General features: G+C 42.2%; 13 protein-coding genes. 1 reads left to right on the top strand and 12 read right to left on the bottom strand.

Going from position 1 to position 13,872, the window contains the following annotated elements:
* Window positions 1-13: 13 nt before the first annotated feature.
* The 9 genes from KDU71_RS21190 to KDU71_RS21150 all read right to left on the bottom strand — a co-directional run bounded on the left by KDU71_RS21190 (window position 14) and on the right by KDU71_RS21150 (window position 9,257).
* Window positions 14-1,018, bottom strand: a complete 1,005-nt coding sequence (locus tag KDU71_RS21190; protein WP_212193124.1) for an RnfABCDGE type electron transport complex subunit D — start codon at window positions 1,016-1,018, stop codon at window positions 14-16.
* Window positions 1,019-1,109: 91 nt separating this feature from the next.
* Window positions 1,110-2,441 (bottom strand): electron transport complex subunit RsxC, encoded by a 1,332-nt coding sequence (rsxC, locus tag KDU71_RS21185; protein WP_212193123.1) that lies wholly within the window; start codon window positions 2,439-2,441, stop codon window positions 1,110-1,112.
* A gap of 47 nt (window positions 2,442-2,488) precedes the next feature.
* Window positions 2,489-3,349: a Fe-S cluster domain-containing protein gene (locus KDU71_RS21180; RefSeq protein WP_212193122.1), complete on the bottom strand. Its 861-nt coding sequence runs from the start codon at window positions 3,347-3,349 to the stop codon at window positions 2,489-2,491.
* 2 nt (window positions 3,350-3,351) lie between these two features.
* A complete protein-coding gene (locus KDU71_RS21175) occupies window positions 3,352-3,777 on the bottom strand; it encodes a SoxR reducing system RseC family protein (RefSeq protein WP_212193121.1) in 426 nt (141 codons plus the stop codon).
* Between the two features lie 209 nt (window positions 3,778-3,986).
* Window positions 3,987-4,781: an endonuclease/exonuclease/phosphatase family protein gene (locus tag KDU71_RS21170; protein ID WP_212193120.1), complete on the bottom strand. Its 795-nt coding sequence runs from the start codon at window positions 4,779-4,781 to the stop codon at window positions 3,987-3,989.
* Between the two features lie 61 nt (window positions 4,782-4,842).
* Complete coding sequence (locus KDU71_RS21165) at window positions 4,843-6,801, bottom strand: TonB-dependent receptor (protein WP_212193119.1); 1,959 nt, start codon at window positions 6,799-6,801, stop codon at window positions 4,843-4,845.
* Window positions 6,802-6,896: 95 nt separating this feature from the next.
* Window positions 6,897-8,300 (bottom strand): PQQ-dependent sugar dehydrogenase, encoded by a 1,404-nt coding sequence (locus KDU71_RS21160; protein WP_212193118.1) that lies wholly within the window; start codon window positions 8,298-8,300, stop codon window positions 6,897-6,899.
* A gap of 213 nt (window positions 8,301-8,513) precedes the next feature.
* Window positions 8,514-8,714 (bottom strand): hypothetical protein, encoded by a 201-nt coding sequence (locus KDU71_RS21155; protein ID WP_212193117.1) that lies wholly within the window; start codon window positions 8,712-8,714, stop codon window positions 8,514-8,516.
* 90 nt (window positions 8,715-8,804) lie between these two features.
* Entirely contained in the window at window positions 8,805-9,257 is a 453-nt protein-coding gene (locus KDU71_RS21150; protein ID WP_212193116.1) for an Hsp20/alpha crystallin family protein, read from the bottom strand.
* Window positions 9,258-9,563: 306 nt separating this feature from the next.
* On the opposite strand from KDU71_RS21150, the gene KDU71_RS21145 reads away from it, so the two are divergent.
* Window positions 9,564-10,496, top strand: coding sequence for a ketopantoate reductase family protein (locus KDU71_RS21145; RefSeq protein WP_212193115.1), 933 nt, complete (start codon window positions 9,564-9,566; stop codon window positions 10,494-10,496).
* Between the two features lie 48 nt (window positions 10,497-10,544).
* On the opposite strand, the gene KDU71_RS21140 is transcribed toward KDU71_RS21145, so the two are convergent.
* The 3 genes from KDU71_RS21140 to zwf are packed head-to-tail and all read right to left on the bottom strand — an operon-like array spanning window position 10,545 to window position 13,687.
* Entirely contained in the window at window positions 10,545-11,378 is an 834-nt protein-coding gene (locus KDU71_RS21140; protein WP_212193114.1) for an alpha/beta hydrolase, read from the bottom strand.
* 38 nt (window positions 11,379-11,416) lie between these two features.
* Window positions 11,417-12,121 carry a 6-phosphogluconolactonase gene (pgl, locus tag KDU71_RS21135; protein ID WP_212193113.1) on the bottom strand — a complete coding sequence of 235 codons (705 nt, stop codon included), beginning with the start codon at window positions 12,119-12,121 and terminating at the stop codon, window positions 11,417-11,419.
* A gap of 36 nt (window positions 12,122-12,157) precedes the next feature.
* Window positions 12,158-13,687: a glucose-6-phosphate dehydrogenase gene (zwf, locus tag KDU71_RS21130; RefSeq protein WP_212193112.1), complete on the bottom strand. Its 1,530-nt coding sequence runs from the start codon at window positions 13,685-13,687 to the stop codon at window positions 12,158-12,160.
* Window positions 13,688-13,872 lie beyond the last annotated feature (185 nt).

The raw sequence follows: 13,872 nt of genomic DNA, 5'->3' as shown, positions 1-13,872 counted from the left end.
TGGTTTTCCTGCATTAGGCTTTAGCTGTTTTTACAACTTCGCCAAAGCGTTTAGGTTTCACATATTTATCGATTAAGGGCACAAAACCATTCATGATGAGGATGGCAAAGGACACTCCTTCAGGATATGCACCGAATACACGTATCACAACTGTTATTACGCCAATACCTATTCCATAAATAATCATGCCTTTGTTAGCCATAGGTGAGCTTACATAGTCGGTAGCCATAAAAATAGCACCCAGCATTACACCGCCTGTTAACAGGTGGAATAGCGGACCGGCATAGACTTCAGGATTTACCAAATGAAGAATACCTGTGAAAACAGCTATTGAACCAATGATTGCCACTGGAATATGCCAGGTTATGATTTTGCGTATCAGCATGAAGATTAATCCTATCAATAAGGCAGCTGCAGCAATTTCACCTGCTGACCCCCCTGAATTACCAAAAAACAATTCGGTATACGATGGGATTTTTGACATCATCGTGCTTACTGTTTCGCCATTGGCCAATCCTTCTTTCATTACCGAAAGAGGTGTAGCACCGGTTTCGGCATCTAAATAATGTGCTTGAGAAACAATTGGTTTTGGCCATAATGTCATCTGCACCGGAAATGAGATAAGCAGGAAGACACGTCCTACTAAGGCCGGGTTAAACGGGTTGTTACCCAATCCGCCAAACGACATCTTACCAATACCGATTGCCACCAAACTACCTATGATGATGATCCAGATTGGCAGGTTACTTGGCATGTTAAATGCTAATAATAGTCCTGTTAATGCAGCTGAGCCATCCATGATGGTTGAGTCATTTTTCAACAGGTATTTCTGAATAGCCCATTCGAAGAATACACACGACACAACAGCTGTGATGGTTACTATGGCGGCACCCAGGCCGAAATAGTAAAGCGAGGCTGCCAGCGCCGGAACCAGGGCGATAATCACCCCATACATGTTTTTCTTCACAGAGTCGCCACTGTGCACATGCGGGGATGGTGATACGGTTAACCTATTCATATTTAATTAATTTTCTTATTTTTAGTTTGTTTGAAAGTGATTAGATAATGTCAATCACTTCTGCCTACTGGCTAATAACTAACCAACTAATTTATTTAGTTCTGCTGCGCATAATTTGCCCAACTTTACCTTTACCTAAGCGGATGTAATCCAATAGCGGACGGTTGGCAGGACAGGTGAAGCTGCATGAACCACACTCAATGCAGTCCATAATTTTTTCTTCCTCTGCACGATCCCAAATGGCTTTATCTGATACCGTCATTAATAAATATGGTGAAAGTCCCATTGGGCATACCGAAACACATTTTGAGCAACGAATACATGCTTCTGTCTTTCCACGTTTCGCCATCTCATCCGGCATAATCAAAATGCCTGAGCTTCCTTTGGTAATAGGTACTTCTGTTGATGAAAGGGCTTTACCCATCATTGGGCCACCACCAATTACCTTTCCAGTATCTTCTGGGAGTCCGCCAGCAGCATCAATCAGCTGGTTGAGGGGCGTACCCACACGTGCCAGGAAGTTAGATGGTTTCGAAACCGATTTACCGGTCACTGTTACTACGCGCTCAAATAATGGCTTATTCTTTTGAACAGCTTCATATACTGCCAATGTGGTTCCAACATTCTGAACTACAGCACCTACCTCAATCGGCAGTTTGCCCGAAGGAATCTGGCGACCGATACAGGCGTCGATTAATTGTTTTTCACCACCTTGTGGATACTGCACTTTCAATGGCTGAATGGTGATTCCCGGGTATTTACCGGCTAATTCACTCATGTGCTTAATGGCGTCAGGTTTATTGTTTTCAATACCAATGATAGCCTTTTCAACTTTCAGTGCTTTCATTAGTATTTGTGTGCCTACCATTATTTCGTCGCCTTTTTCCATCATCAGCTGATGGTCGGCTGTCAGGTAAGGCTCACATTCTACACCATTTAAGATCAATACCTCGCAGGTTTTTCCCGGAGGAACAGAAAGCTTAACATGAGCCGGGAAGGTAGCACCACCAAGTCCTACAATACCAGCCTCACCAACTTTCTTAATAATTTCTTCGGGTGAAGCTGTAACTTCTGTGATCAAATCTTCTGAGCGGTCAATGCTTTCGTCCCACTCATCACCTTCTGTTTTGATGATGATGGCTTTGCGTTTATAGCCGCTGGCATCTATGATGTCATCTATTTTAAATACTTTACCCGAAACAGGCGAATGGATATTGGCCGAAACAAAACCGGTTGATTTAGCTATTAACTGACCCACTTTTACTTCATCGCCTTTGGCAACAACAGGCTCTGAAGGTGCTCCAATATGTTGGGCAATAGGAACCGAAACTTGCTCGGGAACGGGCAAGACCTCAATCTTCTGGCCGGCTGAGAATTTGTTTTCCGCCGGGTGAACCCCTCCTAATGAGAATGTTTTTAACACGATTGGTCCTCCTATTTTATAATGTTTTTATTAATGTTCTTTATCTCTTATTCTGCTGATTCAGCTACAGGCTTCTCCACCTTTGGCTTTGGAGGCGGGAAATTGATCATGTGAATAGCATTGGTTGGACACTCGGCCACACACTTGCGACACAACTTACATTTGTTGTAATCAATATACGCCAGGTTGTTTTCGACCGTGATGGCATCAAACGGACAGATTTTCTGACATTTCTTACAAGCAATACAAGCAACAGAACAAGCTTTTTTAGCAGCCGCTCCTTTGTCGGTATTAACACATGATACAAAAATGCGACGGCTCTTTGGTCCTTTTTTACGCAATTCAATAATGTTTTTAGGACAAGCATCCACACAGGCACCACACGATACACAGTTATCTTCAATGATGACCGGTAAACCTGTTTCTTCATCCATGTACATGGCATTGAATGCACAAGCATCCACACATTCGCCTAAGCCCAGGCAGCCGTTAGAACAACCTGTGTCGCCACCGTACAGCGAGGTGGCAATTGTACATGATGTAGCCCCATCGTATTCGGTGATACGTGGACGATTTTCGCATGTGCCGTTACAGCGCACTACAGCTACCATTGGATCTGCAGCTGCTACTTCTTTTCCAAGTATTGCTGCCGCTGCGCTCATGGTGTCAGCGCCGCCAACCGGACAGTTAAGGTCTGAAATATCATCGGATTTAACCATGGCTTCGGCAAATGCACGGCAACCCGGATAGCCACAGCCACCACAGTTTGCGGCAGGTAGTACTTCTTCCACCTGGTCAATACGAGGATCTTCAAACACTTTAAACTTCTGCGCTACAAAATAGAGTATGATAGCGGCCAATGACCCTAACACACCTAACGAGATTATAGTTATCAGAACAACATTCATATTTAGTTGATTTGATGTTTTATTGTAAATGAAAAAGTTCTTTTAAGCTTATCTTTTAGCAGGTAGATGAACAGGTAGTAGGGGACTAAAGCGGCTAGTGCCATTCCGCCTGCTAATAGTTCATCAGAGGTTAGGTAAAAAACTGTAACTAAAACTGCTAAAATGATGAGAATTGGATATATATAAGCCAGTAACACGGCCTTGGGTGCTAACGACTTTTTGCCAAGTATCATGACTTTTTGCCCAATTTGCACATTGCTTTCAGATTGATATACATCAATGATTTTATCCTGCAAATCTGCTGCTGTACACGAACCGTTGGCATGGCAAGATGCACACGCCGATTCGTTAACAATTCTGACCTTGATGAGCTGAGGTGATACCTCCGTCACAATGCCCTCGTGCTCTATGTAATCTAAGTCTGCCATATTACGTAGGGTCACAAATGTAACGAAGTAAAAGAATTGTTGTAACTAACGAAAGGTATTTGTATTTAGAATGAATTAAAATAAGCCTGTTTCCTTACAGTTAATTAGCTTGTTGTAAGCTACATTGCCTGTATTTTGCTGCAAGTGGTTGTAACTAAAAGAATTATAAAGAAAAAAATCTCTAATTAAATAAAGAAAATTCTCCTGATTTAATCTTTAAGTAGTTTCAGGGTTACTAGGTAGGCACAATGGTCAGAAACAATGGTATCTGCAATTACTTCTCTTTGCACTACCTGCCATCGGGATGCCGGTTTCATCATTACATAGTCGATCTTAACTTCAGGTTGGTGTGAAGGGTAGGTAGGATGTGGGTTATCGTGTTTGTAGCTTGACAGCCAGTGCTGCTCTAAAAGCTCGATTGCCGGACTACCTGGCGGAGCATTTAAGTCTCCTGCTATAATTGCCGGATGATTGAGTTTAGTGCTCACATCCTGTAGCTGTTGTGCTTGAAGCAGTCTGGAGGCACCATCTTTTAAATGGTCCAGGTGCGTGGCTATAAATACAATGGTGTCACTGCCTGGCAGAATGCTTGTAACTGACAAGGCCGTGCGTGGTTCATCACCGGCTTTAGTAGGTAGGGCCATATTTTCAGAAGCTATGAGTGTGTGCTTTGACAGGATAGCGACGCCGTATTCGCCACCATCAAAGTACATCGCACGTCCAAAAAGAGGTAGTAGCTTGGAGCGCCATCCTAACTCGGTAGCTAAGTCATATTGATGCGCCCGATTGGTTTTATAGTCAACCTCCTGCAGGGCTACAAAATCAGGATTGGCATCAATTATAACCTGGGCTATGGCATCAAGATCAAATGTATTTTGTGTGGTAGCTCCATGCAGTATGTTAAATGATAGTACTTTAATGCTTGTGCTGTCCTCACTGTTCTGAGCCAGGCTGATGACATTACTAAGCAAATAAAGGATGATAAGTAGTAGAGTGGATTTCATGCGACATGTGCTAATGATTAATGTGAGTGCTAAATTAATTAATTACTCAGAGAACATGACCTCAGATAGTCAGTCGTAATCCAATATATGCATTAAATGGCAGAGCCGGATAATAATAGCGTGGTAGGTTATTTCCAAATGAAGGTGCATTGACCAGTACCATTGAAGCGTAATGGGCATTCAATAAATTATTTGCACCTGCATAGAGTAAGCCTCTTACATTTTTGAATTTAAAGGTGTGACTCACCTTAGCATTTAGTACGCTGAAGGAGTTGTAATTATTGAGGTTACTGTCGTTAAGGTATTGACTGCCCTGAGTGCGATAATTAAAATGAATACTTAGTTCCTTCATGTTGGCTGTTGTAGCCAGGTAAAGGTTGTAGTCTGGAATCCCGGGTAGGTGTTTGTTGCTATAATCAGTACCATCGTCCACGAATTCAAGGAACTTGTTGATTGAATGGTCAAATGTTGCGTTCATGATTAATATAGCTGAGTTGCTGATACGAACGGTTTGGCTACCACTGATTTCTAGGCCGTAATGGGAAGTTTTGCCTGCATTAGCGCCGTAGAAGATGTCTTCACTCTCTCGCTTGGTGACCAGTAAGTTGTTCATTCGCATCCAGTAAGCGGTTGCTTCAAACTTACTTTGATTATCAGAGGAAGTATAGCGATAGCCCAGATCAACTTGGTAACCTTCCTCCGGCTTGATGGAAGGATTGAATCTGCCATCGGGCAATTGCGCTTCTTCAACCGATGGTGTTGAAAACCCATGACCTGCAGATGCAAAGATATTAGAGACGCCACTCAGCTGGTAGTTAATGCCCAAGTGAGGAGATAGCGTTAAAGGGTATTGGTGATTGAAAGACTCGCTCTCACTAGCTTGTTGTTTAGAGTTATACCATGTGGTATTCAAGTTGAAGGCCGCCTGTATAAGTAGCTTTGGATGTAGTTTATATTCTGCCAATCCAAATAGGTTAATGTAGCTGCGTTGCAGCTTTGTACTGCTGAGTATATGCCCCAGATTGTTTTCTTTCACACCATAAAGCTTAACGTGGTTGTGTTCAAGCAATGCTTCAAGCCCGGCTTCAACTCTGAGGCGGGTGCCCTGATAACTTAGCTTTTCTCTTAGGCCAACAGCATTTTTGTTGTCCTCAAGCCTGTTAAAGGGTCTGAGCTCATCCATGTCTGAAATAGTACCAAAGATATCAATTGAATTACTTAATTGACTATTCACTGAAAGGTGCACACCTGCATTAAATAAGTGGCGCTTCGATTTTTCATAGCCTTCTATTGCGGCCCATGAATCAGCAGCTTTTTGTGGGTTGTTATTAAAATCTATACTATCCAGCGAACTGGGAATTTGGCCATGTAAATAGCGGTAGTTATACAGGTAATGCCAGTAATGTTGACCGAATTGATATTTGCCTTTTAGAGAAAGGTTGTAGCGGTTGTATAAACTGTTTTCCCGATAGCCGTTGGTGTGCAATTGATTGGCAGTTATCCAGCTGCTTCCTTTGCCTGATTTCAGCACGGTTGTTAGTTGGTTGGAGTAAGTTCCATAGTTACCAGCTTCACTTTGAACCGTTAAATGCTGTTCTGTCTTTAAAGAAGTCCAGGGATTGATGAGGATAACACCTCCCAGGCCTGCGCCATACAGTGCAGATGATGGCCCTTTAAGTACAGTTAGCGACTGAATATCGTTAAAGCCAATATCTTCTATGGCTGTAACACCATCGCCATCGGTTAAAGGAGTGGCGCCCCAGTAGGCTTTTATCCGGTTACTGTTGTAGGGGGTTCGTGAACCAATGCCACGGATGGTTATGCGGTTGGTGCTCAATGTGCCTTGTTGCATTAATACGCCTGGCAGGCTATTTAAGTGCTCGGCTAGTTGATATGAATTACCCGACTCAAGATTCAGGGAATCCAGCATTGAAATACTTCCGGGCCATTGCTGCGATGATGGTATATGAACAGGTGCATCAACAGTCACCTCGTTAAGTACAATATGTCGCTGGCCCAAAGAGTCTGAAGAATTTGTATTTATGACTCTTTGAGCTGATATGACTAGTGTTGAAAAGTATGCGAGAATAATAAAAGCAAACCTCATATATGGAATTATTGAGGAATGAGTTTCAGAATTTTCCCGGGTTTCTCAATAGCTACATAGATGTATCCATCCGGACTCATCTCTACATTTCTGACCCTGCCAATCCCTTCCAGAAGTTTCTCTTCGTGGCTGACTTTATCGCCATCCAAAACCACTCGGTGCAGATATTCGAAACGCAGTGAACCGGTTAGGATGTTGTTTTTCCAGTTCGGATAGCGATCACCTTTAACAAAGGTCATGCCGCATGGTGCAATGCTTGGTACCCAGTAATGAACGGGTTGCTCCATGCCTGCTTTAGCGGTATCGTTGGTAAATGTTGTTCCGTTGTAATTGATGCCAAATGAAATAACCGGCCATCCATAGTTCTTTCCTGGTTCAATAAGGTTGATTTCATCACCGCCTTTTGGGCCATGCTCGTCAGTCCATATACGACCTGTTTCCGGGTGCATGCACACGCCTTGCGGGTTGCGATGACCATATAAATAGATGCTTGGCTGGGCACCTTCCGTTTTTACAAAGGGATTATCATCAGGTATGCTGCCATCATCATTGATGCGGTGTATTTTACCGCAGTCATTATCCAGGGCTTGTGGATGGCGGTCACGATCTCCTCTGTCGCCTACTGAGAAATATAAGTAACCCTCCTGGTCAAATTCGAGCTTGCAACCATAGTGGTGGCGCTTATCCGTCTCGGGCTTGGCTTTAAAAATAACCTCATTGTCAGTTAGTTCGTTTCCTTGTAATCGGGCTCTCATAATGGCTGTGTTAGCCAGCCCTTCATCTTCGGTGCCAGGTGATGAGTAAGCCATATATATCCACCCGTTTTGTTCATAGTTGGGATGTAGTTCCAAATCGAGCATCCCACCCTGACCAGCAGCCAGTACATTAGGTGAATTGCTAACTTTTGTGAGTTGACCTTCTGATGTAAATAGTAACAAATCGCCGTCTCTTTCGGAAATGAGCAGACTACCATCAGGTAAAAACTCCAATCCCCAGGGGATGTCTAAACCACTCAGTACCGTATCAACGGTAAAGGTTTGCACCTCACTTTTATGTATGCTTACATTTGATGACTCTATTGTCGCAGTCATTTTAGTCTGGCTGGCCAGTGCAAGAATATAATCAGCCATCGATGCAATTTGTTTATCGTTTAGCCCTTCGCTAAATGCCGGCATACCAAATGATACACGACCATGCTTAATGCTGTTAATAATTTCTTCCTTATTGCCTCCGAAGAGCCACTCTCTGGCGATGAATGATGATTTTTTATCATTGTGACAGCCAATGCAGTAGTTATTAAAAAGTTGCTGGCCAGTTTCTAAATGCGACGCATTTGCCCGTTTCTTAATGGTGCTGTAGAGGCCTATTCCTATACCTATGATAACAACTGCCAGGTAGCCTATCTTTCTCATAATAATGGTGTTTGGTGATAATCAACTATAATAACAAAGAAACTGATGTTTTGTTATTAGTCTTTCGCTGATAATCATGTATTAGGACTCTTCTCCAGATACTTTTAAAAAACAGATATGGTCTATTATTATCAGGCAGAGAGGGTGGTTAGTCTATTTGAAAAAAAAAGGACTGTTCAGTTGTGAATAGCCCTATTGTTGAATTGAATGTTTTTATGATGCGTAATCGTATTTAGTTAGTAGTATCTCATTAATTACATCAGCATGTTGGTTGTAAAAGTTTTCTTTTACCCACCGGCTTAGTTGTTTTTGGTCGTTGGTGTTTAACCAGGCCAGTGATTTTATAAGTTCCTTTCTGAACAGTTGTTTGTCGTCTCTTACGCCGTTTAAAACTATTTTGCAACTCTCTAACATGTTAATGGTTTTTAAGATTAGTCATTATGTTTTATGGGATAAGCTTTTGTGTCATAATAAAGGGGTAGGCAGGCTACCCCAATTTTAAGCTTACTTAATCTCGATTTGTTTAATAGGTTTTGGCTTCAACTCTTCACGTTTGGGAAGAGTAATGTATAGGATGCCATTTTTGTAGTTCGCCTTAATTTTATCGGCATTCACGGCATTCTCAGAAATAGTAAAAGAGCGTTGGAATGATTGGTAACTAAACTCACGTCTTGTTACTTTTTCACCATCTTTTTCCTCTTTTTCATTTTTGTGCTCCGATGAAATTGTCAGCCGTCCATTGTCGTAATCTACCTTGAAATCTTCTTTGTTTAAGCCCGGTGCAGCTACTTCAATGGCATATTCATCAGCATTCTCCATTACATTTACTGCAGGCAGCGTGGTGTCTGTACTTGAATAGTTGCTGTTGTTCCAATCCATCAATTCGCCATCGAAAAAACGATCAAATATTGAAGGAACTGATGGAAACCAATTGTTTGATAATCTTGCTAGTGTCATAGTTGTATCCTCCAAAATTTAAGTTCAACATTTAATTTATTACGCTTATGTATTTTCAAAATGGATGCCAACTTTCAGATAGAATCCTGGTGCTTAAAGTAATTATTCAGTAAATCAGTTAAATAGCAATTGCGATTTAAAAAGGGGCTGCAAATACAAGTGTCAAAATGACATTAACTACTGATTTTCAGATGTCAATATTGCAGGTTATTCGTATGAAATTTCTCATTGGTTGTAGAGTCTGTCAGATAAACCTACTTTTGTGTTTTGTTGAGAATATATTTTGACGAAGAAAATATGAAGTTTATGAATATCGCGATAATAGGTACAGGTGGCGTTGGTGGTTATTTTGGTGCTAAACTGGCTCAGGCCGGAAATAATGTCACTTTTGTAGCACGGGGGCAACACCTGAAGGCTATTCAAGCCAATGGCTTGCACGTAAAAAGCATTAATGGGGATGTGATTCTAAAAGATGTGCAAGTGACCGATTGTATCACCAACATTAAAGCGGCTGACTTGGTGATTACAGCTGTTAAAGCCTGGCAAATAAAAGAGATCCGTAACGATATCAGGGATATTATTCATGATAAGAGTATTGTATTGCCATTACAGAATGGCGTGTTGGCGGCTGAAGAACTTAGCGAAGTGATTGATGCTAAAAATATCATGGGTGGACTCTGCCGTATCATTAGTAAAATTGAAGCACCAGGAGTAATCAATCATTTTGGTGTGCAGCCCGAAATAGTGTTCGGAGAGTTGGATAGACAAGAGTCTGAGCGCATGATGTTGTTGAGTTCTTTATTTGAACAGGCTGGTATTAATTACAAGGCTTCCCGGGATATTGAGGCAGATGTGTGGAAGAAATTTATTTCTATTTGTGTGAGTGCTTTGCTGGCAGTTACCAAAACCACCTATGGAGAAATGTGCGAGTTGAAAGAGACTTATCAGATGATGACTGAGCTGCTGAATGAAATTTATCTTGTTTCACAGAAGGCTGGTGTTAATATCAAACCGGATTTTATAGATAAGACCATTTCTTTCATTAAGTCGTTCCCATATGATTCAACGTCTTCATTAACCCGCGATGTATTGGAAGGTAAGCCTTCGGAGATTGATTACCAAAATGGGACTGTTGTGCGACTGGCAGAAAAGTATGGCGTGGATGTGCCTGTCAACCGATTTATATACAATTGCGTATTACCTATGGAATTGAAGGCAAGAGGATTGTTTGGTAAATGAACATAACCTCATTGAATTAGTTTTAGCTGGCTTCTTAAGGTATTTGGCTCAGTTGATTAGCTGATTGATCCAATTTGTATAAAGGCTTGCCAGTTGCTCGCGTTGTGCATCGTTGTGTACTTCATGATACACATTATTGAATTCCTGAAACTTAATGAAGTGTGTGTTGGTATTGGCCAGTTGGCGGCTTGCTTCACAAGATGTAATTGGATCTTTGCTTCCGTGAGTGAGTAAAACAGGCTTATTGAGTTGTTGAATAGCGTTCATTGCCCATACTCCTTGCCTGATGATGGCATTCAGTAATCGAAAAGAAATGCGCTCGTGGTTTAATTGGTCGTTTTGGTATTTGGTCACTTCATGATGTTGGGTGCTGATGTGGCGGGCATTAATACCACTCTTAATGGTGACGTTTGGTATCAGGCAGGCGAACAGTTTAATAAGTAGTTTGCTAAAATAGCCTGGTTCATTGACTAATTTGATCCAGGGAGATGATATAATACCACCAATGATTGTATGTGGGTGTTTTAACAGGAAGTTGAGAGCAATGTTGCCACCCATGCTATGACCGTATATTATTTTGGGGATGTCAGGCCATAGGTCTTCAGCTTTTGCCCATAAGCGTCCTACATCATCCAGTAATTGGGTGTATGATTTAATGGTACCTCTTTTGCCTTCAGATTGTCCATGCCCAATATGATCCATACCAATAAAAGCAAAGTCAGCTTCGTCAAAAAAATCGATAAAAGAAGCATAACGCGAACAATGCTCTCCATAGCCGTGTATTAATATAATCACAGCTTTGGGCGACTTTTCTGGTGTCCAGAGTTTGCCAAAGAGCTGGCAGTCTGCCGCAGAAGTCATGTGAAACGTTTGTTCTTTCATTGCATGCGCTAATTTGTAATAATTACCTAGGTAATGTCTTATTTTAAAAGGCTCGCTGCAGCTTTATCCAGCAGCCACTCGGTTTTCGTGCTATCAACCAGAGCAGCCGGATACTGCTTGTAGTTGCCTTTTTTATTGAATATCTCATCTACTTTTTCAGCTTTGTTCTCACCTGTCACCAGGAAGAAAACTTGCTTACTGTTGTTGATGACATTTCCTGTCAGCGTTACGCGGAATTGGCCACTATCTGGGTGTTGAGCCAGTTCACAGATATTGTTGCTTTTCCAAAGTTTGATTTGATGAGGAAAGATGGATGCCGTATGACCATCATCGCCCATGCCCAGCAGCATGATGTCGAACTGAGGAAGCCCATTGACCACCGGCACTTGCTCTGCAATGGTTTCAATGTAGTCTTCCGCCGCCTCTTCGGGTTCTAGCTCGCCTTTGACACGAAAAATATTGATGGCCCTGGTGTCTACATGATCAAACAAGTGTTCGCGTGTCATCCTGAAGTTACTTTCTGAATCCGTGGGAGGAACGCACCTTTCATCGCCCCAGAAAAAAACAATTTTGCTCCAGTCAATGGATTTGGCATATTCTTTAGCCAACAACTCAAAAATGGCTTTTGGCGTGCTGCCGCCCGAAAGTGCGATGTAGACGTCACCTTTATCCTGAGTGATGTTGAGAAGGTGGTCGCCAAGGTATCGTCCTATATCCTGTTTCGATTCAAAAATCTTGTGCATATCTTCTTTATTAAGCTGGTAATGGTGGTTGACTTTTTATAACTCACAATAATTGCCATCGTTGGCCAGGTTCTTACAAGGGTAGCGCCAGGTGATGTCGTTTTCTTCAATTAGTTCGTCTGAAACTTCCGGTCCCCATGTGCCGGCAGGATAGCCGTGCACTGGTATATTTTTATCATTCTTCCAGGCTTTAAGTATGGGATCAACGAACTTCCAGGCTGCCTCAACCGCATCGCCGCGGTGATACAGCGTGCTATCGCCCAGCATACAATCCAGCAGAAGGCGCTCGTAGGCACTTGGCAGGTATGTATCCGATAAATCGCTGTAATGGAAATCCATGTTTACATTTTGCACTTTAAAGCCGGCCCCAGGTACCTTCATGCCAAATTTGAGAAGTACACCTTCGTCGGGCTGTATGCGGATAACCAGCTGATTGTAGTTGTTGCAGATAGATGCATCATTGGCAAACAGATGATGTGGTGTTGACTTGAAGTGTATCACAATTTCGGTAACGCGTGTTGGCAGCATCTTCCCACTGCGTATATAAAATGGTACACCGGCCCATCGCCAGTTATCGATAAATAGCTTGATGGCTGCAAAAGTTTCAGTGCGTGAGTCGGCTGCTACACCTTGTTCTTCACGATAACCCTTTACAGCTTCTCCTTTGATGTGAGAGGCCGTGTATTGTCCGCGTATGGCATATTTTGCCACTTCCTCTTCTTTTATAGGGCGCAAGGAATGAAACACCTTTGCAATTTCGTTACGGATATTGGTTGAGTCGATTAAAGTAGGGGGTTCCATAGCTACTAGACCAACCAGTAACAAAAGGTGGTTCTGAATCATGTCGCGCAAGGCGCCTGAGCCTTCGTAATAGCCACCCCGGTTGCCAACACCAATGTTTTCGGCACCGGTTATTTCAACGTGGTGAATGTAGTTGCGGTTCCAAAGTGGTTCAAATATTCCGTTGGAAAAACGGGTGACCAAAAGGTTTTGAACCGTTTCTTTACCCAGGTAATGGTCGATGCGGTATATTTGTTCCTCATTGAAATACTTCAGCAGCTCTTTATTCAGTTTTTGGGCTGTTTCCAGATCATAGCCAAATGGTTTTTCAACAATCAAGCGTTTGAAACCGGCAGACTCGTCGCTTAATGCTTGTTTGGCCAGTTGCTCCGGGATAATTTCATACATGTTGGGGGGCGTGGCCATATAATAGATGAAGTTATTATCAGTGCCACATGCTTCATCCAGCTCCCGCAGTTTGCCTTTTAATAGGCAGTATTCATCTGGATCCTTCGTGTCAAACGAGAAATAATGTAGTTTTTCAAGGTAATTATTCAGCTTGTTTTCGTCATCTGGCTTATTAAGCGCAAACTGTTGTATGCCGGCTTTCATTTTCGCTCTAAAGTCAACGTCACTTAGGTCCGTTCGTCCCAGGCCCAGTATAGCAAATTTGTCCGGTAATAAATTCTGATTGTACAGGTCAAAAACAGCTGGTACAAGTTTGCGATAGGTCAGGTCGCCCGATGCACCAAAAATGACAAGTATATGGTTTTTAGGTTGATTCATATTTTGCTGTATTATTATCAAAGTAAATAGCCTGCAAGATAGTGAACAGGCATAGAGTTTAACAAGTGCTGAGATGTTATTGTTGCAAAAATAAAGAGGGTGTCCAAAAAACGGATGCCCTCTTTTGTATTCATAATCAATAGATTATTGCCTTGATTATTTGGTTAGATGCTTGATGTTTAGTA

This window comes from Carboxylicivirga sediminis, from assembly GCF_018156225.1.
GTDB lineage: Bacteria > Bacteroidota > Bacteroidia > Bacteroidales > Marinilabiliaceae > Carboxylicivirga > Carboxylicivirga sediminis.
Note: the sequence above shows the minus strand (reverse complement) of the source record. Positions and strands in the feature narration are given on the sequence as shown.

Bases quoted from the DNA above. Each gene is read 5' to 3' on its own strand.
- pgl (WP_212193113.1), bottom strand. From the start codon at position 12,121: ATGCACAAGATTTTTGAATCGAAACAGGATATAGGACGATACCTTGGC.
- KDU71_RS21170 (WP_212193120.1), bottom strand. From the start codon at position 4,781: ATGAAATCCACTCTACTACTTATCATCCTTTATTTGCTTAGTAATGTC.
- KDU71_RS21190 (WP_212193124.1), bottom strand. From the start codon at position 1,018: ATGAATAGGTTAACCGTATCACCATCCCCGCATGTGCACAGTGGCGAC.
- KDU71_RS21140 (WP_212193114.1), bottom strand. From the start codon at position 11,378: ATGAAAGAACAAACGTTTCACATGACTTCTGCGGCAGACTGCCAGCTC.
- KDU71_RS21160 (WP_212193118.1), bottom strand. From the start codon at position 8,300: ATGAGAAAGATAGGCTACCTGGCAGTTGTTATCATAGGTATAGGAATA.
- KDU71_RS21150 (WP_212193116.1), bottom strand. From the start codon at position 9,257: ATGACACTAGCAAGATTATCAAACAATTGGTTTCCATCAGTTCCTTCA.
- KDU71_RS21175 (WP_212193121.1), bottom strand. From the start codon at position 3,777: ATGGCAGACTTAGATTACATAGAGCACGAGGGCATTGTGACGGAGGTA.
- KDU71_RS21155 (WP_212193117.1), bottom strand. From the start codon at position 8,714: ATGTTAGAGAGTTGCAAAATAGTTTTAAACGGCGTAAGAGACGACAAA.
- KDU71_RS21145 (WP_212193115.1), top strand. From the start codon at position 9,564: ATGAATATCGCGATAATAGGTACAGGTGGCGTTGGTGGTTATTTTGGT.
- zwf (WP_212193112.1), bottom strand. From the start codon at position 13,687: ATGAATCAACCTAAAAACCATATACTTGTCATTTTTGGTGCATCGGGC.
- KDU71_RS21180 (WP_212193122.1), bottom strand. From the start codon at position 3,349: ATGAATGTTGTTCTGATAACTATAATCTCGTTAGGTGTGTTAGGGTCA.